A 24,802-nucleotide genomic window follows, 5' to 3' on the forward strand; every position below is an offset into this window, starting at 1 on the left:
CGTTGTCGATCGCCGTCGGCGATCGGATGCCAGAATGACGGGATGGCAGCATCCAGCCGACGCGTCGGCGCCGAGACGTCGAAGACGCGCGACACGCTACTCGACTGCGTCGAGACGATGATGATCGAAGAGGGCTATGCCAGCGTCACTTACCGTGCACTGGCCGCCAAAGCCGGTGTCACGCCCAGCCTCGTGCAGTACTACTTTCCTGCCCTCGACGACATCTTCATCGCCGCGATCTCGCGCTATTCACAGCGGAACCTGGCCTTCCTGAACAAGATCCTGGAAAAGCGCACCGACGATCCACTGCGCGCGTTGTGGGAATACAACTGGGATGAGGCGACCGGCGTACTGATGACCGAGTTCATGGCGCTCGGCAACCACCGCAAGTCGATCCGCGCCGAAATCGCCTCGGTGACCGAGAGCGCGCGCAAGGTCCAATTGGATGCTTTGACCGCGAAATTCGGTAAGGGCGCCCGCCCGGTCGGCGATCTGTCGCTGCCGGCCCTGCAGTTGCTGATCTCCAGCCTGCCCAAGTTCCTCAACCTGGAGAAGGGTATCGGCGTGCAGACGGCGCACGCGGAACTCACCAAGGTCTTCGAGGACTATCTGGACTCCGTCGAACCGCGCACCACCGCGACCCGGTCCGCGGGCAGGCGTCGCACCAAGAAGGCCGACAGCTAGCCGAACATGCCGCGGTACCCGTGCGCGGGATGACGCTCACAGATGTCGGTTGACGACGTGCCGAACAGCTTCTCCCGCAGGGTGCCTGGGCGATGCTTCGTCGGCATCAGACCCTTGTGCTGCAGCACCGGCACCAGATGGTCGAAGAATTCCTGTCGGGTTATCCGCCCACCGTCTGCGGCAGCGTCGGGAAGCCCTTCACCGTCGGCTTGACGCCCTCGCCCCGCAACATCATTGGGCATCAGACATCTCGTTGTACGACTGTATGGCATCACCGCGGCACGGTATGGCCGAATCCGCACACCGCCACGCCCGGCCGCGTGCTATACAGATGTACAACACCTTCGATGCCCTCCCCGGAAAGGACCGCCCATGTCCGACGCCAATGACCTCGACGACCTCCGCGCCCGCCTGCAGTATGTCGAGGACCGGTTCGCGATCCTCGACCTGGTGATGAACCAGTCCCGCGGCCACGACCGCCATGACGCCGAGCTGATGCGCAGCGTGTACTTCGAAGACGGCGTCGACGAGCACGGGCCGACCGTGAAAACCGGTCCGGAGTACGGGGAATGGGCCAATGCGGCGCATACCGCGGTGTTCGAGGATCACCTGCACAACGTGACCACCCACACCTGCGAGATCGACGGTGACACCGCGCATGCCGAAAGCTATGTGATCGGCGCCATGCGCGCCAAGGGCGGCAAGATCGTCTCCCTGATGGGCGGTCGCTACATCGACCGGTTGGAGCGCCGCGACGGGGTCTGGAAAATCGCGCTGCGCCGCTGCACCATCGAATGGATGATGAACGGCGACACCTCGCTTTTGAAATCCGGTGCGGTCGCCGGATTCATCAAGGGCACCTGGGACAAGACCGACGTGTCGTATCAACGGCCGCTGTCCATGGACGGCGCACCGGTCAATCGTTGGTAGGCCGGCGACAGATGGAGCTCGACGGAAAGGTGGCGCTGGTCACCGGCGGAGCCTCCGGCATCGGCCGGGCATCGGCGCTGCGACTGGCCGCCGCGGGCGTGCGGGTGTGCGTCGTGGACATCGACGGTCCGGCCGCGCAGTCAGTGGCCCAGACCTGCGGCGGTATCGGGGCGGCCTGCGACGTGTCCGACCCGGTTCAGGTCGAGGCCGCCTTCGCGCGTTGCGCCGAGGAACTCGGCGGGCTCGATCTGGCATTCCTGAACGCGGGCATCACCATTGGCTGGTCCGGTGACATCGGGTCCCTCGACCTGGCGCAGTACCGCCGGTCGGTGGGGGTCAACCTCGACGGGGTGGTCTACGGTGCGGTCAACGCCGTGCGCACCATGCGGGCATGCGGCGGCACCGGGGAGCGCGCGATCCTCGCCACCGCCTCGCTGGCCGGCTTGGTGCCCTGGCACCCCGATCCGGTGTACAGCCTCGGCAAGCACGCGGTGGTCGGATTCATGCGCTCCATCGCACCGAACCTGGCTTTCGAACGGATTTCGGTGCACACCATCTGCCCGGGCATCACCGAGACCGGCGTGCTCGGTGACCGACGCAAGCTCGTAGAACGCATCGGGGTGCCGGTGATGGAGCCCGAGACGATTGCCGACGCGGTGCTCACCGCGGTCACCGCGCCGCCCGAGCAGACCGGATCCTGCTGGGTCGCCCAGCACGGAAAACCGGCATGGCCGATGGCGTTCGCCGAGGTCACCGGGCGCGATATGCGGCTGAACGTGCCGGTCACCGTGCACCACAACTGATCTCAGCCGAGGACAACGAGGATGCCGATATGACCAGCTACGACTACATCATCGCCGGCGCGGGTTCGGCCGGCTGTGTACTCGCCAACCGGCTGTCCGCCGACCCGGCGATCTCGGTGCTGCTGATAGAGGCCGGGGGCGGTGACCGCAGCCCGGTGTTCAGCATTCCCAAGGGTGCCGGCCTGGTGTTCGAGAACGAAAAGTACACCTGGCAGTACCAAACCATCCCGTTCGGGCCACGTTCACACGTCGAGACCTGGATGCGCGGCAAGCTGCTCGGCGGCTCCAGTTCGGTCAACGGCATGGTCTACAACCGCGGCCACCGCGCCGACTACGACGAACTGGAACGACTCGGCAATCCCGGCTGGGGCTGGGACGACATCCTGCCCATCTTCAAATCCTTCGAGGACAACCAGTTCGGGCCCTCCCCGACCCGCGGAGTGGGCGGGCCGCTACACATCTCGGTCCCCCGCGACCCCGACCCGCTGTGCCGGGAAATGCTGGCCGCCGGGGTCAGGGCCGGACTCACCGAGGTCGCCGACGTCAACGAATCCGATGACGAACGCATCGGCTACACCACCTCGACGATCAAGGACGGCCGTCGGGTCAGTGCGTCACGGGCCTTCCTGAAGCCGGCGATGGCACGCCCGAATCTCACGGTGCTGACCAACACCTCGGTGCAGCGGATCCTGTTCGACACCGGGCGCGCCGTCGGTGTGCTGGCCCGAAACCGGCGTGGCAGCACCGAGATCCGGTCCACCCGCGAGGTGATCATCTCCATGGGCAGCCTCAACAGCCCGAAGTTGCTCCAGCTGTCCGGCATCGGCCCCCGCGAGGTGCTGCGGGCCGCCGGAGTCGACGTATACCTCGACCGCGAGCGGGTCGGCCGCGGGCTTCGGGAACATCGGTGTGCGGTGATGCGCTTCCGCCTCAACGACGACCTCGGCTACAACAGGCAACTGTCGAGCAACGTGGCCCAGGCCAAGACCGGGGCGCGGTATCTGGCCACCCGCAAGGGCCCGCTGGCCGCTCCCGCCTTCGACATCCTCGCCTTCGCCAAGACCCGGCTCTACGCCGACCGCGTCGACGCCCAGCTGATGATGGGGCCGTGGACCATACCGCCCTACAACACCGGCGCACCGGTCAAGATCGAGCGGCAGCCCGGGGCATCCTGCCTGGGCATGGCGCTACGCCCGACCGCCGAGGGACGCTGCGAGATCACCGGATCCGATCCGAGCGCACCCATGCTCATCGACCCCAACTACCTCGGTACCGAGCATGATCGGCGGACCACGGCCGATCTGCTGCGCACGATGCGACGGATCTTCGACCAGGACCCCATCGCCGCTCGGATCAGCGCCGAGACCTATCCCGGATCGGCCGCGACCAGCGACGACGAACTCACCGACGCTGCACTGGACGGTGGGTTCAGCGGATACCACGCCATCGGCACCTGCGCGATGGGCCCGGGCGAGGACGCCGTACTGGACAGCCGGCTGCGAGTGCGGGGTGTGGCGGGTCTACGGGTGGTCGACTGTTCGGTGATGCCGACCATGGTGGCCGGAAACCTGAACGGCCCGATGATGGCAATGGCCTGGCGGGCCGCCGATTTCATCCTGGAGGATTGCTAGCTCACAGCACGGCGAAGCCGGCGTCGACCGGCAGGGCGACACCGGTGATGTAGCGGGCCTTCTCTCCGGAGAGGAACACCACCACGTTGGTGACGTCCAGCGCTTCCACGTAGGGCACCGGCAGCAGGTTGCCCGACATAGCCGATCCCTCGGGGTTCGCCGCGAACAGCTCGGCCATGTGCTCGTTGAAGATCATCGGGGTGGCCACCCCGGTCGGGTGCACCGAGTTCACCCGGATGTTGTGCTGGGCGTAGGCATATGCTGCCGAGCGCATCAGTCCCACCACACCGTGTTTGGACGCGGCGTACGCGAACGTCGCCGCGCTGCCGTCCCCGCCACGACCGACCAGCCCCTGCATCGACGAGATCAGGATCATCGAACCACCGGTGCCGCGCCGGATCATCGACGGCGCGGTGGCGGCGATGGTGTTCCACACTCCACGCAGGTTGGTGTCCACGATGTCGGAGTACACCTGCTCGTCCAGGGGATCGTCGAGCCCGACGCCGACCACACCGGCGTTGGCCACCACCACGTCCACATCGCCGAAGACACCGATCCCGGCCGCTACTGCCGCGCGCAGGTCGCTCAGGTTGCGCACGTCGGCGACGGCGGTCTCGACACGCCCGCCCGCTTCGCGCACCAGCCGGGCGGTTTCGGCCAGATCGTCCTCGGTGGCCAACGGGTAAGGGATGGAATCGATGTCGGCGCACCGGTCGATCGCGATGATATCGGCACCGGCCTCGGCCAGGGCCACCGCGTGGCTGCGGCCCTGCCCGCGCGCGGCACCGGTGATGACTGCTACCTGGCGTTCCGATGTGCTCATGTGGTGTTCCTTCCGGTCAGCAGGCTCGGTCAGCCGACGATGGCCGGCATGGTGTCCCACCCACGTACCGTAGAGGTTCGCGACCGGCGGGCCCCGGCCATGTCGATCTCCCAGGTCGGCCAGCGTTTGAGCACCTCTTCCAGTGCGACGCGGCCCTCCAGGCGCGCCAGCGGCGACCCGACGCAGAAGTGCGCACCGCGGCCGAAGGTCAGGTGCCCGCCCGGCTTGCGGTGGATGTCGAAACGGTCTGGGTCGTCGAAATGGCGTTCGTCCCGGTTGGCCGAGGCCAGCATCATCAGCAGGGCGCTGCCCGCGGGGACCGTCTGGTCCTGGAACACCACATCGTCGGTCGCGACGTAACGGGCCACATGTGGCCCCGGCGGCTCGAAGCGCAGCAGTTCCTCGATGGCGGTGGGGATCAGCGCGTGATTCTCGACCAATTCCGTGCGCTGGCTGGGGTGTTCGGCCAGCACCTTGCCCATCCACCCGAACAGCCGGCCGGTGGTCTCCACACCGGCCCCGGCGACCACGGCCAGGAAGACGATGAGTTCCTGCTTGGCCAACTTGCGGGTGGTACCGGTCTCGTCCTCGAACTCCACGTTGAGCAACTCGGTGATCAGATCGTCGGACGGGTTCTTCTCTCGCCATTCGACATACTCGCCGAACATCTCCCCGGTGAAGTAGCGGTCCTTGTGGATCTCCATCGGCTTGCCGGGTTCGTTGCGCAGTACCTGGTTGGCATGCTCACGGACCGCGGGTTGTTCGGAATCCGGGATGCCGGCCAGCATCCCGATCGTACGCATGGGCAGTTCGGCGCCGAGATCGGAGACGAAGTCGAAGCGCTGCCCGCCGACGAGCGGGTCCAGGCAGGCCACACAGAAGGCGCGGATCTTGTCCTCGATCGCCCGCATCTTCTTCGGAGTGAAGGCCCGGGCCACGATCGCGCGGTGGATCGTGTGCAGCGGCGGATCCTCGTTGATGAAGATCCCCGGCGGCATCACCGGGTCGGTCAGCACGACCTCGAGGATGTCACCCTTCGCCGAACTGAGCCGGGTGGTGTCCTTCAACGCCGCGTCGACATCGGCATAGCGGCTGATTCCCCAGAAGCCGTGCCGCTCGTTGTAATACACCGGCGCTTCGTCGCGCAGCCGGCGGTAGGTCGGGTACGGATCGATGTCGATGTCGACGTCCCACGGATCGTAATAGAGGTCGCTCACAGTCGTTCTCCTCCTGAAGTCTGCACGAGTGTAAAGCAGACGCTATACATTCGTACAGCATCGCCGACATTCGCGCGAACACTTGTGCCGAGCATCGCCATCCGCTATACATCTGTACAGCAATGTGGTCGAGCGCACAGGAGGATCGACAGATGAGCCGGGTGGCCGTGGTGACCGGTGGCGGATCGGGTCTGGGCAGATCGATCGCCACCCGACTCGCCGCCGATGGCAATCATGTTGCCGTGCTTGACTACGACGCCGATGCCGCCGAACAGGCCGGCGCCGAGATCGAAGCCGACGGCGGCCGGGCGATCGCCGTCGGCGTCGACGTCTCCGATGAGGACGCCGTCACCCAGGCGTTCGACAGGGTCCGATCCGAACTGGGACCGGTCGGAATCCTCGTCACCAGCGCGGCCATCTCCGGCTTCACCCGGCTGGACAGGATCTCGCTGGACGAATGGAACCGCTATCTGGCCGTCAATCTCACCGGGACGTTCCTGTGCATCCGGGCGGCCCTGGCCGACATGGTCGCCGCGCAGTGGGGACGCATCATCACCATCTCCTCGTCGGCCGGACAGAAGGGCGCACATGGCCAGGCCCACTACTCGGCGACCAAGGGCGGCGTCATCGCGCTGACCAAGACGGTCGCCCTCGACTACGCGGCCAAGGGCGTCACCGCCAATACCGTCCCGCCGTTCGCGATCGAGACACCGATGCTGCGCGAGCAGCAGGCCGCCGGGAAACTGCCGCCGGACAAGTACCTGAACCAGGCGATCCCGGCCGGGGCACTGGGCCGGCCGCAGGATGTCGCGGCGGTGTGTTCGTTCCTGGCCGCCGAGGATGCCGGTTACGTGACGGGCCAGATCGTCGGCGTCAACGGCGGTGCCGTCACCTGACCGTCCCCAATCCACACCCCCTCAACAGATTTCGTCGGAGGAGTTCACGGTGAGAGTAGAAGTCGACACCACGCGCTGCCAGGGCCACACGCTGTGCGCGATGATCGCGCCGGAGGTTTTCGCACTCGACGACACCGACGGCCACGCGCAGGCATCCGTCGACCGCGTCGGGGAGGGGTTGCAGGCACAGGTCCGCGAGGCGGTGCACTCCTGTCCGGAACAGGCCGTGCACATCGTCACCGAGGATGGCCGGCAATGACGAATCGGGCGAAGAGCGCACCCGCCGATTACCACTTCGACCGGCACACTCCCGACTACCGGGAGAAGTTCCTCGACATCACCCACGAGATGCAGCAGCGTTGCCCCCTCGCCTGGACCGACACCTACGAAGGGCACTGGGTGGCCGCGGGTGGTCAGCAGGTGTTCGAGTTGGCCCGCTGCCCGCATGTCTCCAACGACCATGACGTGAACAACGAACGACGCGGCTACAAGGGCATCTCCATCCCGACGATGTTGGAAGCGGAGGGTTTTCGCGGCGGCATGCTGGAGATGGACGATCCCGAACACCGCTTCTACCGCACCGCGCTCAACCCGTATCTCTCCCCCGCCGCAGTCAAGCGCTGGACGCCGTTCATCGACGAGATCGTCCGCGCCTGTATCGATGACCGCATCGAGACCGGGCGCATCGACTTCGTCGACGATCTGGCCAACGTCGTCCCGGCAGTCCTCACCCTGGCCATGCTCGGTGTGCGGCTGGACAAGTGGGCGATGTACAACGAACCCGCACACGCCTCGGTCTACACGCCACCGGACTCCCCCGATGCGGCCCGGGTGCGCGAGCTCTACATGGCGATGGGCATCGACCTGTTCACCAACCTGGCCGAGATCAGACAGACTCCGCGGCCGGGCATCATCGATGCCCTGGCCAGACTGCGCATCGATGGCGTTGCACCGCCGGACATCGAACTGATCGGCATGCTGAACCTGCTGATCGGGGGCGGGTTCGACACCACCACCGCGCTGACCGCGCATGCGCTGGAGTGGTTGTCACAGCATCCCGACAAGCGCAGTCAGCTGAGCGCCGAGCGGGACATGCTGCTGGACCGGGCGACCGAGGAGTTCCTGCGCTTCTTCACCCCGGCACCCGGGGATGCCCGAACCGTATCGGAGAACATCGATCTGGACGGCACCCTGCTGCGCGAGGGCGATCGGCTGTGGCTGTCCTGGGCCATGGCCAACCGGGACCCGGCGCTGTTCGAGGATCCGGATGCCCTGATGATGGACCGGAAGAACAACCGGCACTTCAGCTTCGGACTCGGCGTGCACCGCTGTATCGGCTCGAACGTGGCCCGCACGGTGTTCAAGTCGATGCTGACCGCGGTCCTCGACCGGATGCCCGATTACCGGTGCATCGCCGAGCAGACCGTGCACTACGACACCATCGGGGTGATCCAGGGCATGCGGCATCTGCCGGCTACCTTCACCCCCGCTGCCCGGACCGGCCCCGGCCTGGACGACACCCTGGTCAAACTGCAGCGTGCCTGTGACGAACAGGGCCTGGCACGCCCGATCACCGAACTCAAGACCACCGCCGAGATCGACCGCTGATGAGCTCACACAAACCGGTCGCGGTCGTCACCGGCGCGAGCCGTGGTGCGGGCGTGGGCATAGCGCACGCACTCGGCAGCCACGGTTGCACCGTCTACGTGACGGGGCGCAGCGAGACGGCCGGGGATCCACCGTTGGCCGGCACCATCCACCAGAGCGCCGATCTGGTGACCGCCGCGGGTGGGCAGGGCATCGCGGTCCGCGTCGACCACAGCGACGACGAACAGGTCAAGGCGCTGTTCGACCGGATCGCCGACGAACAGGGCCGGGTGGACATCCTGGTGAACAATGCCGCCATCATCCGCGACGAGATGATGGGACGCACCAAGTTCTGGGAAGAGCCGTTCAGCGTGCTCGACACCCTCGATGTCGGTGTGCGCAGCAGCTACGTCGCGACCGCCCTGTGCGCGCCGCTGATGCTGCCGCAGCGCAAGGGCCTGGTGGCGTTCACCTCGTCGTCGGGATCGGTGCACTACGCATTCGGGCCCGCCTATGGTGTCCCGAAGGCGGGCGTGGACAAGATGGCCGCCGACATGGCGGTGGACTTCCGTGACTTCGGGATCGCCGCGGTGTCGATCTGGCTGGGTTCGCTACTGACCGAACGGGTGCGGGCGATCATCGCCGCCAAACCGGACAAGTTCGGCCACATCCTCGATACCGCCGAGACGCCCGAGCTCACCGGCCACGTCATCTGGGCGTTGTTCAACGATCCGGATCTCATGGACGTCAGCGGGAAGACGCTGATCGGCGCCGAGCTGGCCGCCACCTACGGCATCGTGGACGAGGGTGGTCGCCGGCCACCGTCGTATCGGACACTGTTCGACGTGCACCCGCACGAACAGTATCCGCACGTCATGCGCTAGCCGGTCATCGGAAGGGACGCGCCATGCGTATCGGACTGTCCGGCGGTGCCGCGTCGGTCGAGGCGATCATCGCCCAGGCCCAGGAGGCCGAGGCCGACGGGTTCTCCTCGCTGTGGTTCGCCAGCGGGGTCGCCGGGGACCCGCTGGTCGCGATGGCCATGGCGGGCCGGGCCACCTCATCGATCGAGCTGGGTACCGCTGTGCTGCAAACCTATCCGTGCCACCCGCTGTTACAGGCCAACCGGGTGATCGCGGCGGCGAACGCGATGGGACGCCCGGGTCTGTGTCTCGGGATCGGTCCTTCGCACGAGCCGATCGTGCGGGACGTACTCGGCCTGTCCTATGACCATCCGGTTCGCAACACCGCCGAGTACCTGCAGATCGTGGGCCCGCTGCTACGCGGTGAGGACGTCGACGTCGACGGCACCGACTGGGCCGCGCACACCGCCGGGCGCGCGGTCCGTCCAGAGCACCCGGTCCCGCTGTTGCTGTCCGCGCTGTCTCCCCGGATGCTGCGCACCGCCGCGCGGTTCGCCGACGGGGTGGTGTTGTGGATGGCCTCGCACCAGGCGCTGGAGTCCCGCATCACCCCCGCTCTCACCGCTGCGGCAGCGGACTTCGTCCGGCCACGGCCGAGGATCGTCGCCGGCCTTCCGGTCGCGGTGCACGACGACCTCGACGAGGCCCGCGACGCGGTGGCGGCCAACGCGGTCTCCTATGCCGGAATGCGCAACTACCAGCAGATCATCCGTGCCGGTGGCGGTACCGGTGCGGCCGACGTGGCAGTTCTGGGCAACGAATCCGCGGTGGCGCAGCAGCTTCAGGCGCTGCTCGATGCGGGCGCCACCGATGTGTGGGCGCAACCGGTACCCGTCGGGACCGACCGGGCACAGCGTTCGGCCTCGGTGCGGCGCACCCGAGCACTGCTGAGCGCGCTGGCTCGGGAGAACTAGCCCAGGATCGCCGGCATGGCGTCCCAGCCGCGGACGGCCACTGTGGGTGCCCGGTGGGCGTTCTGCTCGTCGATGGTCCAGTCCGGCCAGCGCTTGAGAATCTCCTCCAGCGCCACCCGGCCCTCGACCCGAGCCAGCGAGGCGCCGAGGCAGAAGTGTGCTCCCCTACCGAAACTCACGTGGTTGCCGTTGCGGTGGATGTCGAAGCGGTCGGGTTCGTCGAACTTGCGTTCATCACGGTTGGCGGCCCCGGCCACCAGCAGCAGCGCCGATCCCGAAGGCACCGTGGTGCCGTGATAGGTCACGTCCCGGGCGACATAGCGTGCGATGCCGTGCACCGGCGGCTCGTAACGCAGCACCTCCTCGATGGCGCCCGGGATCAACGTCGGGTCTGCGGCCAGTTCGCGGCGCTGATCGGGATGCTCCCCCAACAGCTTTCCCAGCCAGCCGAACAGCCGGCTGACCGTCTCGGTACCGGCGTTGGCGACCACGCCCAGGAACACCAGCAGCTCCTCGGAACTCAGCTTGCGTCGCACACCGTCGGCGTCGGTGAATTCGACGTTCAACAGCTCGGTGACCAGATCGTCGGACGGGTGGTCCGCGCGCCACTCGACGTAGTCGCGAAACATGTTGCCGTTGAAGTAGTTCTTCTTGCTCACCGGCAGCGGTTCACCCGGATTGTTGCGCAGCCGCCGTCCGGCGACCTTGCGCACGCTGCGCTGCAGTTCGTCGGGCATACCGACCAGCATGCCGATCACCCGCATCGGCATCTCGACGCCGAGGTCGCTCATGAAGTCGAAGCGGTCCCCTCCGACCAGCGGGTCCAGGCACGTGGCACAGAAGTCGCGGACCTGATCCTCGATGGCCTTCATCTTGCGCGGCGTGAAGGCACGCGACACCAGCAGCCGGTGCACGGTGTGCTGCGGTGCGTCCTCGTTGATGAAGACGCCGAGCGGCATCTCCGGCTCGGCCTTGACGACCTCCAGGATGTCCCCTTTGGCCGAGCTGAGATTGTCGGTGTCGCGCAGGGCATCCTCGACATCGGACATCCGCGACAACGCCCAGAAGTCCATCTTTTCGTTGTAATGGAGCGGCGATTCGTCGCGCAGCCGCTGATACACCGGGTACGGGTCGACATCGATGTCGACGTCGTAGGGATCGTAGTAGAGCTCGCGGGTTTCCACCATCTGGGGTGCGCTCCTCGATTGTTCATCGCCAGTGCGGCGAGCTGTGCAGTACGATCGTACAGCGCCCTCAGTCGACCCGAAGGAAAGTCAATGGATTTGGGATTCGTCTCGCTGAACACGCCGCAGGACATCGCGCCGGCGGTGCTCGGCCCCGAACTGGAGGCCCGTGAGTTCGAATCGCTTTGGGTCGGTGAGCATCCGCAGATTCCGGTGGCTGCGGCAGGACAGTTCCATCCGGCGCTGCTGGCCGCGCAGAAGCAGATCCTCGATCCCTTTCTGTCGCTGCTGTCGGCCGCACAGGCGACCGAGCAACTGCGACTCGGCACCGCGGTGGCCCTGCCACTGGAGCGTGAGATCTTCACCTTTGCAAAGGAAGTCGCCACCCTCGACCATCTGAGCCAAGGGCGGGTGACGCTCGGGGTCGGAGTCGGTGCGCGCGCCGAACTGGAGGTCGCGAGCACGGTGGCGTGGGGCGATCGCTATCGCGCGCTGGCCGATATGGTCGCCGCGCTCACCGCGCTGTGGAATGACGAGGAATCCCAGCATCACGGCCAGTTCTACGATTTCGAACCGGTGTGGTCCTACCCCAAGCCTCATCAACGTCCGCATCCGCCGCTGCTGGCCGCGGCCACCGGCCCCAAGGCCATCCGGCAGTGCCTGCCCTGGGCCGACGGCTGGCTACCCGGCGACGCCGCATTCCGCGACCTCGGCGCGGCGCTGGATGACTTCCGCCGGGTGGCCGAAGAAGTCGGCCGCGATCCCTCGACGCTGGATCTGACGATCATGGCCTGGGGCGCTCCCACGGTCGCCACACTGGCCGGCTACCGCGATCTCGGGTTCAACCGGGTCGTGCTCGGCGGCGGACGTAAGAACGCCCACGACTCGTCGAGTACGTGGGCGTTCCTGGACCGCTACGCCGCGATGGTCGACGAGCTTCGGTGATCAGCCGGCCGGGACCGGCCGGAACTTCGAGTGGATGAGTTCGAGCAACTGCCCCTCGGGATCGCGCACCATGCACGCGAAACCGCCACCGGGATCGGCGATCACCGTGCCACCGGCCGCCTCCACGGCCGCTTGGGCCGCCGGGATATCGTCCACCACCAGGGACAGATGGGTCAGGCCGGCGCCGACCATGTCCCGCTGAGGCGCTTCGGGAGCGGGATGACCCGAGAAGGTCAGCAATTGCAGGACGAAACCGTCGTTGCGCAGGTAGACCGCCTCGAAGCCGATCGGTTCGGCCAGCCCGAGCAGTCCGGCGGCCATCTTGTCCGGCACGGTCATGCGCTGCACCTCGGCGAAACCGAGTGCCTCGTAGAACTTCTGGACGCCCGCGAGATCGCGGACCCGCAACCCGACGTGACTGACCGCCATGTCAGACCCCCGCCGGCCCGGGGCCGCCGTGCATGTACAGCGTCTGCCCGGAGCAGTAGCTGGACGCATCGGAGGCGAAGAACAGTACGCCGTAACCGATCTCGTCGGGTTCGGCGATCCGGCCCGAGCCGTTGGTCTGGCCGATCATATTGATGTCGAATCCCTGGCGCTCCGCATCGGCCTCCAGGCCGGGCGTGCGGATGGCACCGCAGGCGATGCAGTTGACCCGCACACCCTTCCGGGTCCAGGCCGCCGCCATCGACCCGGTCAGGTTGTTCAGGCCGGCCTTGGCCGCCGCGTAGACCGGCGCCTGCGGCATGGCCAGCAGGCTCGCCCCCGAGGAGATGTTGACGATGGAGCCCTTGCCCTGGGCGATCATCGGCTTGGCCGCCGCCCGCGACAGGTACCACGCACTGGACAGGTTCAGGTCCAGCACCTCGTGCCACTCGTCGTCGGTCCACTTCATCAGCGACTTGGTCTGGCCCCCACCGGCATTGTTCATCAGCACATCGAGACGCCCGAACTCGGCCAGCGTGGTGTCGACCAGCGCGTTGCACTCCTCGGCTTTCGTCACATCGGTCGGTACCACGAGGGCCCTGCGCCCCAGCGCCTCGATCTCGGCGGCGGTGGACTTCAACGGATCCGGGCGGCGGCCGGCCAACACCACATCCGCACCGTGTTCGGCCAGCACCAGCGCCGACGCCCGGCCGATTCCGGTGCCGCCACCGGTGATGACGGCGACCTTGCCTTCCATCGAAAACCTATCGCTCACAGCATGGACTCCTTTTCCTCACGTTTGCCATACGACTGTACAGCAGATGATCTGCATGGGGAACGGGTTCAGGTACTCGACATCGACCCGCGCGTCGAGTAGACCAATGGCATGCCGGATCCAACCGACGATGTCTGGGAAGTGCTGTCCACCGCACGCTCAATCCGCCGCTTCACCGATGAGCCCGTCGACGCCGAGACGCTCGACCGCTGCCTGCAGGCAGCGACCTGGGCGCCCAACGGAGCCAATGCGCAGTTGTGGCGGTTCATCGTCCTCGATGCGCCCGAACAGCGAGCGGCGGTTGCCGAGGCAGCCCAGATCGCCCTGCGCACAATCGAATCGATCTACGGCATGAGCCGACCCGACCCCGACGACCAGAGCCGCACCGCCCGCAACAACCGGGCCACCTACGAGTTGCACGACCGCGCAGGCGATTACACGTCCGTGCTGTTCACCGCCTACAAGAACGAATTTGCCTCGGAGTTCCTGCAGGGCGGCTCGATCTATCCGGCCCTGCAGAACTTCTACCTGGCCGCCCGCGCGCAGGGACTCGGCGCCTGCATCACCAGCTGGGCCTCCTACGACGGGGAGCGGGCGCTGCGCACCTCGGTCGGCATCCCCGACGAGTGGTTTCTGGCCGGGCACGTGGTGGTCGGCTGGCCACGCGGCCGGCACGGCCCGGTGCGCCGCCGTCCGCTCGCCGACGTGGTGTTCCGCAATCAGTGGGACACCGAACGCGCCGACATCACCTACGGCAGAGGCGCTCGGCCCCGTTCCTGAACGTCAAGGCCTGCGGAGCGCTGTCGGTTTCGCGCAGCGGTGCCGGTGTCAGCCGTTCGGGCGAATAGCGGCCGCCCGCCTGGCGAACGACCTCAGACCCGCGGACAATTGACATGAACGTCAAGCGGGCGGCCGTCGGCCGTCTTCCGCGAAAGGTGGGTCGGTCCGGTGTCAGGTCGTCGGACCCACGACGGCCGCCTGCCGCACCCGTTCCACCGCCCACAGTGGTTCCGGGAGGGTTGGTCGACCGGACGATGGGGCTTTGTCGCGACACTGGCCGTCGTGACCGCGTTCAGTGCGCTCACCCTGGCTGCCGGAGTCATCGTCGTGGTCAACCACCCGCCGTCGATATGGGCCTTTGTCGTCCTCGGGGTGTTCGCGCTGTGGCAGCTCGCCCGACGCCGCGCGATATCGGGTTCGGCCCCCGACACAGACATTGAGGATCCCGAGTCCCCCGCCGGCCCGGACACCGGCAATCCCACCAACCCGCCCCGGGAGTGAGCCGGCGCCGGCCGCACCGCAGCGCTCAGCGCCGGCCGCGTTTGGCCGGTTTCGGCTTGCCGGCCACCTTGCCCGCCGCGGCCCGGGCGGCCTGTTTGGCCAGCGTCTTCTCCCGGGCGGTACGTTTCGGGGCCGGTTCGGCCTGCCCGCGCGAGGAACCCGGTTTACGCCCCCGCACGACCCCGACGAACTCCTCGACCAACTCGGACTGCGGTCCCTCCGGGAAGGCCAGCGCCACCGCACAACCGGGTGCGTCGGCGATCGGACGGTAGGTGAGGTCCTTGCGGTGGTACAACCGAGCAATCGACTGCGGGACGATGAGCACACCGAGCCCCGCGGCGACGAGTTCCATTGCGGCCTCGGTGGTCTCGGGCTGGTGATCGATCACGGTGCCCGGCGCGTCAGTCCAGGCGACGACGTCGTCGAGCGGGCGCAGCCGGGGCTCGTCGGCAAGGTCGGCCGTAGTGACCGTGTCGGCGGCGGTCAGCAGGTGATCGACGGGCACCACGGCCACCGTCGTCTCCTCGTAGAGAGTGATGACGGCGAGTCCGGATGTATCGGCCGGCAGCCGGAGCAACGCCAGGTCGACGGTGCCGCCCTTGACGGCGTCGGCCGCGTCGGCCGCTGCTACGGCCTGCAGCTGCAGGGAGATATCCGGGTGGCGCTCCGACCAGATCCGCGCCCACTTCGCGGGTGTCCCGCCGGGGACGTACCCGAGGGTGAGACAGGACTGGGTCACCGACTCAGGCTACCGATAGGCTGAGCTCATGAGCAGGCCGAACACGCAGTCCATGAAACCCGCCACAGCGGCGAAGAAGCTGGACGTGTACCTGCCCGCGACGCCGACGGAGTTCCAGGAGAACCCGATCACCCGCGATCAGCTAGCCGAGCTGCAGGCCAACCCGCCGCAGTGGCTGCAGGACCTGCGGAAGAACGGGCCGCACCCGAAGAACCTGGTGGCCGCCAAGCTGGGTGTCTCCATCGCCGGCCTGGCCCGTGGCGGGGTCACCGAGGCGCTCACCACCGAGCAAATCAGTGCGCTGCTTCAAGAGCTGCCTGATTGGCTGGTCGCCGAGCGCGAGAGCTTTCAAGAGGTGCTGCGCGAGGAACGCCGCATCAAGGCGGCGCGGGCCGATAAGGCGCGCGAGGACTGACGTGAGTCCGGCACATGGTTGAGCTCGGATCCCGGCGACGGAACCTTCCCGCCCCGCCGCACGTGGTGTTCGAGGATCTCACCGCGCCGACCCGCAACACCATCCGGACGTGGCTGCACCTACTCGACGACGAGGTCGCACCGGTGGTGCTGGAGTCGCAGGCGCCTGGTTATGTGGTGTGGTCCTCGCTGTGGCCGCGACTACCGGATGCCCGCATCCGCTTCGACCTGCCGCCGGGCGGCAGTGGGACCGATCTGCGCTGGACCCTGACCACCGATGGTGATCCTCCCGACGCAAGCATGACCGGGCATATGCGCAAGCGCATCAATGTCTTGATCAACGCGAATCTGCGCTACACATACGGCCAGTAGGCACAGCTACCGATCGAACATGTCGCTCAGGCGGTCGAAGAAGCCGTCGATGCGCCGCTCCAGCCGGGAGCCTTTACCCCACTTCCCCCACAGGTAGATCGAGGCGAACATCACCGCGACGATGCCGAAGACCAGGGCGGTGATGAGAATGACCTCAACGGTGGTCGACACCGGACTTCCGCCCGCGCAGCAGATAGGCGGCCGGCAGCACGCCCGACGATGTCACCGCGCCCAGGGCGATACGCCACAGCCAGCGCGGGCCGTTGACCTGGGTGGCGTTGCGGTGGGCCAGATCTCGCAATGCCCAAGCTCGCAGTCCGGCGTCGACCGCCGTCAGGACGATGATCGCCGCCTTGGCCGCCGGGGGTAGGTCCTTCCACGACTTGCGTGCCACGTCTCCTGCCTTTCACTCCATCGCACATTGAGAACAGAGCCTTATCCAATCATGTGTATCTATCTGTTCCGGGCCGCGGCACGTTCCGCGCCCACGCTCGTTCGCCAAACGCGCTCCACCCTGGTCGACCATCGCATTCTCAGCCCTGTCGGTGGATAACGCAATGATCCTCAGCCACTTGATATTTCACTCTTTCGAAGAGATCGAGAGCGAAATAGAGATCTTTCGCGTCAACGCGAACGGACCCTGGCCGGAGAGATACTGGGGTCGGTCGAAGGCGAGGCGCACGACGGGAAGCTGCGGTCGACGGCGATGACACTCGCCGACAACCTCGACCGGGTCAGCCACGGAAGCCCCAGCGGTCCGCCGAACGGGTTCCCGGACAAGAACTACGTCGGCGGCTTGCAGGATTCACTGTCGACGGGCCACGCCCTCAAGCTCGCATGCCCAGCCGCCGTCAACGACCGACCGCCCGCGTAGTCACCCGCGTCGCCCGGCCGGGTCGGCGAAATCATCCAGCGCATCCAGGATTTCCGGTGCGCCAGACACGGTTGCGCGCTCGGTCGCGATCTCGACGACGATGCCGGCCCAGCCGAGTCCGACCGTGCGGTGATCCGGCTGTTCCAGTTCGCGCGGATCTCGCGCAACGCAGTGATCAGCCGCCGGCCGTAGACAGTCGCGCGCTCGTTGGCGTGGGCGAACCGCTCGACAATCGGGGCAATCACGTCTCCGAGTTCGCACCCGAAACGGGTGATAGCGAGACTGGCGTCCTCGGCAGCCGCGTACACCTTTCATGCCTGTCGCCCGCTGCTCCTGCCACGGTCACCTCTTCGGGGTCGGCCGCAGGGCCGCTCTAGTAGCCCGCGCCCGGATACGGCGGCTGCTGTTCGTAGGGCGGCTGCTGATACGCCTGCTGCGGGTACGGCGGCTGCTGCGGCGGGTACGGCGGCTGCTGCGGCGGGTACCGCCACGCCACACCATCCCAATACGGTTGCGGATGCGCCCGCGGCCCCTGGGGCTGCGGCGGGTACCGCCACGCCGCCCCATCCCAGTACGGTTGCGGCTGCTGGTGCTGCGCGGTCGGACCGGGCCGCCGGCGCTTACGGATCAGATGCACGATCCCCCAGACGATGAGCCCGAGGACGACCACCCGGAAAAGGACCTCACCGAACGCCCGGCCAGGATTCGCCCCCTCGGCCAACACCATCGCAAGCTCAGTCATCACAGCCTCGCCCCCTCGTCTTCGCACACCCCGCCGCAGAGATGCCCCGCCGGTAAGCCTAAACGCCAGCAGGACCAGGCCATGTCACTATTTCTCACAGTGCGCGGCGGTACCGGCGCACAGACCGGGAGACCCCCTGCAAAAGAAGCAGGCCAGGGAGTAATCTCCCTGGCCTGCAACGTATCAGCGCGTCACAACATGCAGCTGACGCAGCCCTCCACCTCAGTGCCCTCCAGCGCCATCTGACGCAACCGGATGTAGTACAGCGTCTTGATGCCCTTGCGCCAGGCGTAGATCTGCGCCTTGTTGACCTCGCGGGTGTCGGCGGTGTCCTTGAAGAACAGCGTCAACGACAGGCCCTGATCCACATGCTGGGTGGCCGCGGCGTAGGTGTCGATGATCTTCTCGTAGCCGATCTCGTACGCGTCCTGGTAGTAATCCAGGTTGTCGTTGGTCAGGTACGGCGCCGGGTAGTAGACGCGTCCGATCTTGCCTTCCTTACGGATCTCGATCTTGCTGGCAACCGGGTGGATCGAGGACGTCGAGTGGTTGATGTAGCTGATCGAACCGGTCGGCGGGACGGCCTGCAGGTTCTGGTTGTAGATACCGTGCTTCTGCACGGACTCCTTCAGCAGCTTCCAGTCGTCCTGGGTCGGGATGTGGATCTCGGCGTCGGAGAAGAGCTTTCGCACCTTGTCGGTGGCAGGCTCCCACACCTGATCGATGTACTTGTCGAAGAACTCACCCGACGCGTACTTCGACTTCTCGAAGCCGCCGAAGGCAGTACCGCGTTCGATGGCAATGAGATTCGAGGCACGCAGCGCGTGGTAGAGCACCGTGTAGAAGTAGATGTTGGTGAAGTCCACACCCTCTTCGGACCCGTAGTGAATCCGCTCGCGGGCCAGATATCCGTGCAGGTTCATCTGCCCCAGGCCGATGGCGTGGGAGCTGTTGTTGCCCTGCTCGATCGAGGGCACCGACCAGATGTGGGTCTGGTCGCTCACCGCGGTCAGCGCGCGGATCGACACCTCGATGGTCTGGGCGAAGTCCGGCGAGTCCATCGCCTTGGCGATGTTCAGCGACCCCAGGTTGCAGGAGATGTCCTTGCCGACCTTGGCGTAGGACAGATCCTCGTTGAACTCCGAAGGCGTGGACACCTGCAGGATCTCCGAGCACAGGTTGCTGTGGGTGATCTTCCCGTCGATCGGGTTCGCCCGGTTCACGGTGTCCTCGTACATGATGTACGGGTAGCCGGATTCGAACTGCAGCTCGGCCAGCGTCTGGAAGAACTCACGCGCCTTGATCTTCGTCTTGCGGATCCGCGCGTCGTTGACCATCTCGTGGTACTTCTCGGTCACCGAGATGTCCGCGAACGGCACCCCGTAGACCCTCTCCACGTCGTACGGCGAGAACAGGTACATGTCCTCGTTCTTCTTCGCCAGCTCGAAGGTGATGTCCGGGATCACCACGCCGAGGCTGAGGGTCTTGATGCGGATCTTCTCGTCGGCGTTCTCCCGCTTGGTGTCCAGGAACCGGTAGATGTCGGGGTGATGCGCGTGCAGGTACACCGCGCCGGCGCCCTGGCGGGCACCGAGCTGGTTGGCGTAGGAGAAGGAGTCCTCCAGCAGCTTCATGATCGGGATGACGCCCGAGGACTGGTTCTCGATGTTCTTGATCGGTGCGCCGTGCTCACGGATGTTGGTGAGCAGCAAGGCAACCCCGCCGCCACGCTTGGACAGCTGCAGCGCGGAGTTGATGGAGCGCCCGATGGACTCCATGTTGTCCTCGATGCGCAGCAGGAAGCACGACACCGGCTCGCCGCGCTGCTTCTTGCCCGAGTTCAGGAAGGTCGGGGTGGCCGGCTGGAACCGGCCGTCGATGATCTCGTCGACCAACTTCTCGGCCAGCGCGGTGTCACCGGCGGCCAGTGTGAGGGCCACCATCACCACCCGGTCCTCGAACCGCTCCAGGTAACGCTTCCCGTCGAAGGTCTTCAGCGTGTAGGAGGTGTAGTACTTGAACGCGCCCAGGAAGGTCGGGAACCGGAACTTCTTGGCATATGCGCGGTCGATCAGCGACTTGACGAAGTTTCGGGAGTACTGGTCGAGCACCTCGCGCTCGTAGTACTCCTTCTCGATCAGGTAGTCGAGCTTCTCGTCCTGGCTGTGGAAGAACACCGTGTTCTGGTTGACGTGCTGCAGGAAGTACTCGCGGGCGGCCAGCACATCCTTGTCGAACTGGATCTTGCCGTCCGCGTCGTACAGGTTGAGCATCGCGTTGAGCGCGTGGTAGTCCGTCTCCCCCGGGAGCGCATGAACGCCCGTGGTTACAGGCTCTGCAGCTGTGACGGTTGGTGACACGTCTGTTCCTTCCAGAAATCTTCCAAGCCAGCACGGACGGCGTCCACGTCGTCCGGAGTTCCCATGAGTTCGAAGCGGTAGAGGTAGGGCACGCGGCATTTGGCCGAGACCACATTGCCCGCGTAGGCGAATTCCGCACCGAAGTTGTTGTTGCCCGCGGCGATGACGCCGCGGATCAACGACCGGTTGTGCTCATTGTTCAGAAAGGCGATGACCTGCTTGGGCACATAGCCGCCGCTGTTGATGTCGGGGCTCGCCTTACCGCCGCCGTAGGTGGGCAGGACCAGCACGTAGGGCTGGTCGACCTCGATACGGCCATGCAGCGGGATGCGGGTGACCTGTTCGGCGGGCTGGCCCAGCTTCTGCACGAAGCGGTGGGTGTTCTCCGAGACGCTGGAGAAGTACACGAGGTGGCTCACGATCCTTCTCCTTCCTGTCTCTGTCCCGCGTTGTCTCCCGACCCTCGCCCTAGGCGGTGACGGCCGCCGTACCGGCCAGCGCCTTGATCCGGTCCGGGCGGAAGCCGGACCAATGGTCGTTGCCGGCCACCACCACGGGGGCCTGCAGGTAGCCGAGCGCCATCACGTAGTCCCGCGCTTCGGTGTCGACACTGATGTCGACCTTCTCGTAGGCGATGCCCTCTTTGTCCAGCGCCTTGTAGGTGGCGTTGCACTGCACGCACGCGGGCTTGGTGTACACGGTGACGGTCATCGGCGGTACGGCTCCTAGTGTGTGTCGCTCATGGATGGGGTTGTGTGCGGACCGGCAACTCACCGGGTACTGCATTCCTCTGATGTTCAGCGGACCGCGGGGCCCGGAAATTCCGGGGCCGCCGGACGGAACTCCAGTGTGGACGAGACCACCGACACACTTTCGATTCCTGCTCCGTCGGGCTCCTGAAGCATTGGGGCCTTGCGGTCCGTCAGACACTACACCTAGTGGCCGACAAACCGAACAGATACAAGATGTTCTGAACCACATTCGTGAAATTCCCAGGTCGTAATGAGTTCTGCGGACGCGCCATCGGCGTGTCGCACATCACAACCGTGGTCGTGTCGAGTGCGGTCGGCCCACGTCGGGGCGCCCGCCCGCCACGGACACGCCCGGCCGGGCCCGACACGCCGGTCAGCAAAGTCAGCGCAGCGGTGCCGGTGGGCCGGTCAGCCCGCCCGCCAGCGCCACCGCGGCGGCGACGTGCCCCTCGAAACCGCAGGCCCGCGCCACCGTGAGGTACCGCTCGGCGAACCGCCGCTCGGCCTCCCGGTTCCCCTCGGCCCTGGCCACCAGGGCCCGCAACCGTAACAGGGGCACCTCGTGCAACATGAATCCCGGATCGACGGGCGTGCTCGCCAGCCGTTCGATCGCCGCCCGCGCCGCCCGGATGTCACCGTCTGCCCCGCGGCTCAGCAACGCCTCCACCAGCGCGGTGGTGGCCGGACCACGCCACACCACCGCCCCGGTGCCGAACAACGCGTCCACTACCGAACGGGCCAACTCGACGGCACCGTCGAGGTCCCCGAGCTCGCGCCGGCGGCGCGCGAACTGGACGTCGGCGATCTGCACGATCGCGGTGTTGCCGCAACCCTGCAGAGCGCTCTGGCGCGCCCGTTCCAGATGCAGATAGCCGGTTTCCCGGTCGTCGTTCTCCCCGGCGACCAGCGCCAGCCCGCGGGCCAGATGGGCGTGCACCACCGTGAAGTCATCCCCGGACCGCTCCGCAGCCGCGAGGGCCCCGGCGGTGTCGCGTAACGCGTCGGCGTCGGTACGCAACGCGCCCAGGCCGATCTGGGCGTATTTGTGCAGCGTGGTGACCACCAGGATCAGTGGCTCCAGGGCGCGGGCCATCTCGATGGCGCCGTCCAGATCGTCCTTCCAGCGGGGCCGTCCCAGCGACATGCGGGCCAGGCCCCGCACCGCCAGTGACAACGCGAGCGGTGAGCCGAAGAACGTGCCACCCCGCCCGGGGTCGCCGCCGGCCAGGTCGATGACCCGCTGCGCCACCCGTTCCATCTCGACCACTTCGGCGGTCTCCCACTTGGCCGCCAGCACGCCGAACGACACGGACACCGTCAGGGCGTCGTCGCCGATGCGTTCCAGTAGCCGCTGCAGTTCGGAGGCGTGCGCCGACGCGGTGCGCGGACGGTTGTGGAACGTCAGGGCCATCACATAGCCCGACATACCGGTGGCCAGCGCGCGTTGGTCATCCTGTGCGGTGCACAGCCGGCGAAGCTCCTCGAACAGCGTCTCGGCCTCGGCGGGCCCGGCTCGCCACGCGATCCCGCACAGCGCACCGCTGGCCGCGATGTGCATCCGCAGCCGGTCGGGGTCATCGATCGGTAACTGCCGGGCCACCGCGACGGCGCGTCGCCAGCCGGCCCGCGCCGCGGCGATGTCGCGGCCGGCCAGCCACGCGCCCGCCCGCATGTGCCAGTCGAAGGCCGCCTTCAGTTCACCGGCGGCCTCCAGGTGCGTGGCGATCAACGGAGCGTTCGCCTCGGACGTGCCCTGCCCGTGTTCGATGATCGCCGCGAGCCGGCGGTGCAACCGGCCGCGTTCGGACCGCAGCTGCGACTGGTAGGCGACCGCGCGGATCAGCGGGTGCCGGAAGCAGTACTCGGCGGTGTGGGCGGGCACCCGCTCGATCATCTCGGCCTCGACGAGTTCGTCGATGCAGACCGGCTCGACCAGGTTCCGCAGCAGGTCGTCGGTGAACCGGGAGCCGATGACCGCGGCCGCGTTGAGCGCGGTCTTGGCCGTGTCTTCGAGCCGGTCGATGCGGGCGGCGATGGTCGATTGCAGCGTGACGGGCACCCCGGTCACCGAGGCACCGTCGACGGCCACGTAACTGCCGGGATCGCCTTGCAGGACGCCACGTTCGGCGAGGTCTCGCACGATCTCCTCGGCGAAGAACGGATTTCCGGCGGCATGCTCGGCGATCTGCGCGGCGACCGGGGTCACCGAGGCGTGCGGCCCGAGCAGCTCCCCGATCAGCCGGACCGAGTGTTTTTCATCCAGGGGCACCAGGGAAATCGCCTGCGGTGCGGCGATCTCGGCCAGTCTGCCGCGATACTCGGGCCGATAGGTGATGACCGCCATGGACGGGCCGCCCTGTAACGCGGTCAGGAAATCGGCCAGCGTCGACTCACTCGCCTCGTCGATCCAGTGTGCATCCTCGATCACGTACACCGACGGGTTCCGCTGTGCCGTCGCCGTGGCGGTCAGCAAGCTGCTCAGCCGACGCCGCCGGGCATCGGGATCGATTGCGGCCGGCTCGTGTTCGGCTTCCCGGATGCCGAGCAGGTCATCGAGCAGCAGCAGGTCGGCCGGGTCGGTGCCGGGCAGATGCTCGCGGACGCAGTCGCGCGCGGCCGCGCCCTGCAGGGTGCCGAGGCCGAGCAGATTTCGGAACAGTCGGGCCGCCGCGTGGTACGGCACCTGGCGGGCGTGCGCCTCACAGCAGGTGAACACCACGCCCACTCCCCTGGCCCGCCCGATCCGCAGCACCTCGGTCACCAACCGGCTCTTGCCGATGCCCGGCGGTCCGATCACCCCGATCACCGCACCTGCGCCGGCACGGGCGGCGTCCATCTGGGCTGCCAGAGAACGCACCTCGGCATCACGCCCGACCAGCGTGCATTGCCGCCTGCCCCGGCCCGCACTGACCGCCGCCGATGTCAACCGCCGGGCCGGTACCGGGCTGTCGGAGTTCTTGATCCGCACCGTCTCGGCGGGCCCCATCTCGACGAGACCCTCGACCAGCCGCGCTGTCGATGCGCTGAGCATCACCCCACCGGGCGGGGCCGCCGCCTCCATCCGCTGCGCCATCCCGACGTGGGATCCGATCGCGGTGTAGCTGCCCGGGACCGTTCCGATCTCACCGGCGATGACCTGCCCGGAGTTCAGGCCGACCCGCAGCCGCAGGTCCACCGCGTCGCGGCGGTGCACCACCACCGCATACCGGTGCACCTCGCGCTGCAGGTCCAGTGCCGCCAGGCAGGCACGAAATGCGTGGTCCTCCAACGCGACCGGTGCACCGAACACCGCCATGACGCCGTCGCCGGTGAACTCCACGCTGCCGCCGTAGTGCGTCACCACCGTCCGGAAACGCCGGTACAGCTCGCTCATCACCTCGCGCAGGCGCTCGGTGCCCAGTGCGGCGGCCAGATCCATCGATCGGACCACATCGGCGAACAACACGGTGACCTGTTTGAACTCCGCGTGGTGCGCAGCGACGGGGGAATCTGGCGGGCCGGGCGCAGCCACAGGAGGTAACGCAGTGCCG

General features: G+C 67.0%; 29 protein-coding genes. 15 read left to right on the plus strand and 14 right to left on the minus strand.

Going from position 1 to position 24,802, the window contains the following annotated elements; all coding sequences use genetic code 11:
* Positions 1–42: 42 nt before the first annotated feature.
* Complete coding sequence (locus V4U86_RS18140; protein ID WP_395307331.1) at positions 43–684, plus strand: TetR/AcrR family transcriptional regulator; 642 nt, start codon at positions 43–45, stop codon at positions 682–684.
* Here V4U86_RS18140 and V4U86_RS18145 read toward each other — a convergent pair.
* Positions 681–926, minus strand: a complete 246-nt coding sequence (locus V4U86_RS18145) for a hypothetical protein (RefSeq protein WP_395307332.1) — start codon at positions 924–926, stop codon at positions 681–683. The genes V4U86_RS18140 and V4U86_RS18145 overlap by 4 nt on opposite strands.
* Before the next feature lie 130 nt (positions 927–1,056).
* On the opposite strand from V4U86_RS18145, the gene V4U86_RS18150 reads away from it, so the two are divergent.
* The 3 genes from V4U86_RS18150 to V4U86_RS18160 are packed head-to-tail and all read left to right on the plus strand — an operon-like array spanning position 1,057 to position 4,048.
* A complete protein-coding gene (locus tag V4U86_RS18150) occupies positions 1,057–1,614 on the plus strand; it encodes a nuclear transport factor 2 family protein (RefSeq protein WP_395307333.1) in 558 nt (185 codons plus the stop codon).
* Positions 1,615–1,625: 11 nt separating this feature from the next.
* Positions 1,626–2,417: an SDR family oxidoreductase gene (locus V4U86_RS18155; protein WP_395307334.1), complete on the plus strand. Its 792-nt coding sequence runs from the start codon at positions 1,626–1,628 to the stop codon at positions 2,415–2,417.
* 29 nt (positions 2,418–2,446) lie between these two features.
* Positions 2,447–4,048: a GMC family oxidoreductase gene (locus V4U86_RS18160; RefSeq protein WP_395307335.1), complete on the plus strand. Its 1,602-nt coding sequence runs from the start codon at positions 2,447–2,449 to the stop codon at positions 4,046–4,048.
* Between the two features lies 1 nt (position 4,049).
* On the opposite strand, the gene V4U86_RS18165 is transcribed toward V4U86_RS18160, so the two are convergent.
* Together V4U86_RS18165 and V4U86_RS18170 are read right to left on the minus strand one after the other, a co-directional pair.
* Entirely contained in the window at positions 4,050–4,871 is an 822-nt protein-coding gene (locus V4U86_RS18165) for a mycofactocin-coupled SDR family oxidoreductase (protein ID WP_395307336.1), read from the minus strand.
* Positions 4,872–4,900: 29 nt separating this feature from the next.
* On the minus strand, positions 4,901–6,088 hold the full coding sequence (locus tag V4U86_RS18170) for a cytochrome P450 (RefSeq protein ID WP_395307337.1): 1,188 nt from the start codon (positions 6,086–6,088) through the stop codon (positions 4,901–4,903).
* Positions 6,089–6,240: 152 nt separating this feature from the next.
* Here V4U86_RS18170 and V4U86_RS18175 point away from each other — a divergent pair, with 152 nt between their 5' ends.
* From V4U86_RS18175 to V4U86_RS18195, 5 genes are read left to right on the plus strand one after another with little or no spacing between them, the layout of a single operon-like run.
* Entirely contained in the window at positions 6,241–6,984 is a 744-nt protein-coding gene (locus V4U86_RS18175) for an SDR family NAD(P)-dependent oxidoreductase (protein WP_395307338.1), read from the plus strand.
* Between the two features lie 49 nt (positions 6,985–7,033).
* Entirely contained in the window at positions 7,034–7,243 is a 210-nt protein-coding gene (locus V4U86_RS18180) for a ferredoxin (RefSeq protein WP_395307339.1), read from the plus strand.
* Positions 7,240–8,592, plus strand: a complete 1,353-nt coding sequence (locus V4U86_RS18185; RefSeq protein ID WP_395307340.1) for a cytochrome P450 — start codon at positions 7,240–7,242, stop codon at positions 8,590–8,592. Before V4U86_RS18180 ends, V4U86_RS18185 begins: the two co-directional genes overlap by 4 nt.
* Positions 8,592–9,455 carry an SDR family NAD(P)-dependent oxidoreductase gene (locus V4U86_RS18190; RefSeq protein WP_395307341.1) on the plus strand — a complete coding sequence of 288 codons (864 nt, stop codon included), beginning with the start codon at positions 8,592–8,594 and terminating at the stop codon, positions 9,453–9,455. Before V4U86_RS18185 ends, V4U86_RS18190 begins: the two co-directional genes overlap by 1 nt.
* Before the next feature lie 23 nt (positions 9,456–9,478).
* Positions 9,479–10,408, plus strand: a complete 930-nt coding sequence (locus V4U86_RS18195; protein ID WP_395307342.1) for a TIGR03564 family F420-dependent LLM class oxidoreductase — start codon at positions 9,479–9,481, stop codon at positions 10,406–10,408.
* On the opposite strand, the gene V4U86_RS18200 is transcribed toward V4U86_RS18195, so the two are convergent.
* On the minus strand, positions 10,405–11,595 hold the full coding sequence (locus V4U86_RS18200) for a cytochrome P450 (RefSeq protein WP_395307343.1): 1,191 nt from the start codon (positions 11,593–11,595) through the stop codon (positions 10,405–10,407). The two genes, V4U86_RS18195 and V4U86_RS18200, sit on opposite strands and share 4 nt — an antisense overlap.
* Before the next feature lie 90 nt (positions 11,596–11,685).
* Between V4U86_RS18200 and V4U86_RS18205 the strand changes: the two genes are divergently transcribed.
* The gene (locus V4U86_RS18205) at positions 11,686–12,537 is read left to right on the plus strand and encodes a TIGR03619 family F420-dependent LLM class oxidoreductase (protein ID WP_395307344.1); all 852 of its coding nucleotides are present in this window, start codon (positions 11,686–11,688) and stop codon (positions 12,535–12,537) included.
* Here V4U86_RS18205 and V4U86_RS18210 read toward each other — a convergent pair whose 3' ends face one another.
* Both V4U86_RS18210 and V4U86_RS18215 read right to left on the minus strand, forming a co-directional pair.
* Positions 12,538–12,966, minus strand: a complete 429-nt coding sequence (locus V4U86_RS18210; protein ID WP_395307345.1) for a VOC family protein — start codon at positions 12,964–12,966, stop codon at positions 12,538–12,540.
* Between the two features lies 1 nt (position 12,967).
* Positions 12,968–13,738: an SDR family NAD(P)-dependent oxidoreductase gene (locus V4U86_RS18215; RefSeq protein WP_073855883.1), complete on the minus strand. Its 771-nt coding sequence runs from the start codon at positions 13,736–13,738 to the stop codon at positions 12,968–12,970.
* A 111-nt stretch (positions 13,739–13,849) separates the two neighbouring features.
* On the opposite strand from V4U86_RS18215, the gene V4U86_RS18220 reads away from it, so the two are divergent.
* Positions 13,850–14,518 (plus strand): nitroreductase family protein, encoded by a 669-nt coding sequence (locus tag V4U86_RS18220; RefSeq protein WP_395307346.1) that lies wholly within the window; start codon positions 13,850–13,852, stop codon positions 14,516–14,518.
* Positions 14,519–14,800: 282 nt separating this feature from the next.
* Positions 14,801–15,019, plus strand: a complete 219-nt coding sequence (locus tag V4U86_RS18225) for a hypothetical protein (protein WP_395307347.1) — start codon at positions 14,801–14,803, stop codon at positions 15,017–15,019.
* A 25-nt stretch (positions 15,020–15,044) separates the two neighbouring features.
* Here the strand turns inward: V4U86_RS18225 and V4U86_RS18230 are convergent, their stop codons facing one another.
* Entirely contained in the window at positions 15,045–15,758 is a 714-nt protein-coding gene (locus V4U86_RS18230) for a LysR family substrate-binding domain-containing protein (RefSeq protein ID WP_395307348.1), read from the minus strand.
* A gap of 28 nt (positions 15,759–15,786) precedes the next feature.
* Between V4U86_RS18230 and V4U86_RS18235 the strand changes: the two genes are divergently transcribed.
* Both V4U86_RS18235 and V4U86_RS18240 read left to right on the plus strand, forming a co-directional pair.
* Positions 15,787–16,173, plus strand: coding sequence for a DUF5997 family protein (locus tag V4U86_RS18235; protein ID WP_395307349.1), 387 nt, complete (start codon positions 15,787–15,789; stop codon positions 16,171–16,173).
* A 14-nt stretch (positions 16,174–16,187) separates the two neighbouring features.
* Entirely contained in the window at positions 16,188–16,544 is a 357-nt protein-coding gene (locus V4U86_RS18240; RefSeq protein ID WP_395307350.1) for a hypothetical protein, read from the plus strand.
* A gap of 6 nt (positions 16,545–16,550) precedes the next feature.
* Here the strand turns inward: V4U86_RS18240 and V4U86_RS18245 are convergent, their stop codons facing one another.
* Both V4U86_RS18245 and V4U86_RS18250 read right to left on the minus strand, forming a co-directional pair.
* Complete coding sequence (locus tag V4U86_RS18245; RefSeq protein ID WP_395307351.1) at positions 16,551–16,715, minus strand: hypothetical protein; 165 nt, start codon at positions 16,713–16,715, stop codon at positions 16,551–16,553.
* Positions 16,699–16,938: a hypothetical protein gene (locus tag V4U86_RS18250; protein WP_395307352.1), complete on the minus strand. Its 240-nt coding sequence runs from the start codon at positions 16,936–16,938 to the stop codon at positions 16,699–16,701. The genes V4U86_RS18245 and V4U86_RS18250 overlap by 17 nt, the downstream gene beginning before the upstream one ends.
* A gap of 312 nt (positions 16,939–17,250) precedes the next feature.
* Here V4U86_RS18250 and V4U86_RS18255 point away from each other — a divergent pair, with 312 nt between their 5' ends.
* Positions 17,251–17,418, plus strand: a complete 168-nt coding sequence (locus V4U86_RS18255; RefSeq protein WP_395307353.1) for a hypothetical protein — start codon at positions 17,251–17,253, stop codon at positions 17,416–17,418.
* 373 nt (positions 17,419–17,791) lie between these two features.
* Here the strand turns inward: V4U86_RS18255 and V4U86_RS18260 are convergent, their stop codons facing one another.
* The 5 genes from V4U86_RS18260 to V4U86_RS18280 all read right to left on the minus strand — a co-directional run bounded on the left by V4U86_RS18260 (position 17,792) and on the right by V4U86_RS18280 (position 24,783).
* Positions 17,792–18,160, minus strand: a complete 369-nt coding sequence (locus tag V4U86_RS18260) for a hypothetical protein (RefSeq protein WP_395307354.1) — start codon at positions 18,158–18,160, stop codon at positions 17,792–17,794.
* A 191-nt stretch (positions 18,161–18,351) separates the two neighbouring features.
* Complete coding sequence (gene nrdE / locus V4U86_RS18265) at positions 18,352–20,520, minus strand: class 1b ribonucleoside-diphosphate reductase subunit alpha (protein ID WP_395307355.1); 2,169 nt, start codon at positions 20,518–20,520, stop codon at positions 18,352–18,354.
* Positions 20,487–20,939, minus strand: coding sequence for a class Ib ribonucleoside-diphosphate reductase assembly flavoprotein NrdI (nrdI, locus tag V4U86_RS18270; protein WP_395307356.1), 453 nt, complete (start codon positions 20,937–20,939; stop codon positions 20,487–20,489). The genes nrdE and nrdI overlap by 34 nt, the downstream gene beginning before the upstream one ends.
* Positions 20,940–20,988: 49 nt before the next feature.
* The gene (locus V4U86_RS18275) at positions 20,989–21,231 is read right to left on the minus strand and encodes a redoxin NrdH (protein WP_395307357.1); all 243 of its coding nucleotides are present in this window, start codon (positions 21,229–21,231) and stop codon (positions 20,989–20,991) included.
* Between the two features lie 423 nt (positions 21,232–21,654).
* Positions 21,655–24,783, minus strand: a complete 3,129-nt coding sequence (locus tag V4U86_RS18280) for an ATP-binding protein (RefSeq protein WP_395307358.1) — start codon at positions 24,781–24,783, stop codon at positions 21,655–21,657.
* Between the last annotated feature and the right edge of the window lie 19 nt (positions 24,784–24,802).

The sequence above is a fragment of the Mycobacterium sp. AMU20-3851 genome (genome assembly GCF_043974665.1).
Lineage (GTDB): Bacteria > Actinomycetota > Actinomycetes > Mycobacteriales > Mycobacteriaceae > Mycobacterium.

Excerpts from the sequence above, each read along its gene's own strand:
- V4U86_RS18240 (WP_395307350.1), top strand. The coding sequence starts at position 16,188 with ATGGTTGAGCTCGGATCCCGGCGACGGAACCTTCCCGCCCCGCCGCAC.
- V4U86_RS18155 (WP_395307334.1), top strand. The coding sequence starts at position 1,626 with ATGGAGCTCGACGGAAAGGTGGCGCTGGTCACCGGCGGAGCCTCCGGC.
- V4U86_RS18235 (WP_395307349.1), top strand. The coding sequence starts at position 15,787 with ATGAGCAGGCCGAACACGCAGTCCATGAAACCCGCCACAGCGGCGAAG.
- V4U86_RS18165 (WP_395307336.1), bottom strand. The coding sequence starts at position 4,871 with ATGAGCACATCGGAACGCCAGGTAGCAGTCATCACCGGTGCCGCGCGC.
- V4U86_RS18175 (WP_395307338.1), top strand. The coding sequence starts at position 6,241 with ATGAGCCGGGTGGCCGTGGTGACCGGTGGCGGATCGGGTCTGGGCAGA.
- V4U86_RS18260 (WP_395307354.1), bottom strand. The coding sequence starts at position 18,160 with ATGACTGAGCTTGCGATGGTGTTGGCCGAGGGGGCGAATCCTGGCCGG.
- V4U86_RS18185 (WP_395307340.1), top strand. The coding sequence starts at position 7,240 with ATGACGAATCGGGCGAAGAGCGCACCCGCCGATTACCACTTCGACCGG.
- V4U86_RS18195 (WP_395307342.1), top strand. The coding sequence starts at position 9,479 with ATGCGTATCGGACTGTCCGGCGGTGCCGCGTCGGTCGAGGCGATCATC.
- V4U86_RS18140 (WP_395307331.1), top strand. The coding sequence starts at position 43 with ATGGCAGCATCCAGCCGACGCGTCGGCGCCGAGACGTCGAAGACGCGC.
- V4U86_RS18190 (WP_395307341.1), top strand. The coding sequence starts at position 8,592 with ATGAGCTCACACAAACCGGTCGCGGTCGTCACCGGCGCGAGCCGTGGT.
- V4U86_RS18205 (WP_395307344.1), top strand. The coding sequence starts at position 11,686 with ATGGATTTGGGATTCGTCTCGCTGAACACGCCGCAGGACATCGCGCCG.
- V4U86_RS18145 (WP_395307332.1), bottom strand. The coding sequence starts at position 926 with ATGCCCAATGATGTTGCGGGGCGAGGGCGTCAAGCCGACGGTGAAGGG.
- V4U86_RS18150 (WP_395307333.1), top strand. The coding sequence starts at position 1,057 with ATGTCCGACGCCAATGACCTCGACGACCTCCGCGCCCGCCTGCAGTAT.
- V4U86_RS18210 (WP_395307345.1), bottom strand. The coding sequence starts at position 12,966 with ATGGCGGTCAGTCACGTCGGGTTGCGGGTCCGCGATCTCGCGGGCGTC.
- V4U86_RS18200 (WP_395307343.1), bottom strand. The coding sequence starts at position 11,595 with ATGGTGGAAACCCGCGAGCTCTACTACGATCCCTACGACGTCGACATC.
- V4U86_RS18220 (WP_395307346.1), top strand. The coding sequence starts at position 13,850 with ATGCCGGATCCAACCGACGATGTCTGGGAAGTGCTGTCCACCGCACGC.
- V4U86_RS18255 (WP_395307353.1), top strand. The coding sequence starts at position 17,251 with ATGACACTCGCCGACAACCTCGACCGGGTCAGCCACGGAAGCCCCAGC.
- V4U86_RS18275 (WP_395307357.1), bottom strand. The coding sequence starts at position 21,231 with ATGACCGTCACCGTGTACACCAAGCCCGCGTGCGTGCAGTGCAACGCC.
- V4U86_RS18160 (WP_395307335.1), top strand. The coding sequence starts at position 2,447 with ATGACCAGCTACGACTACATCATCGCCGGCGCGGGTTCGGCCGGCTGT.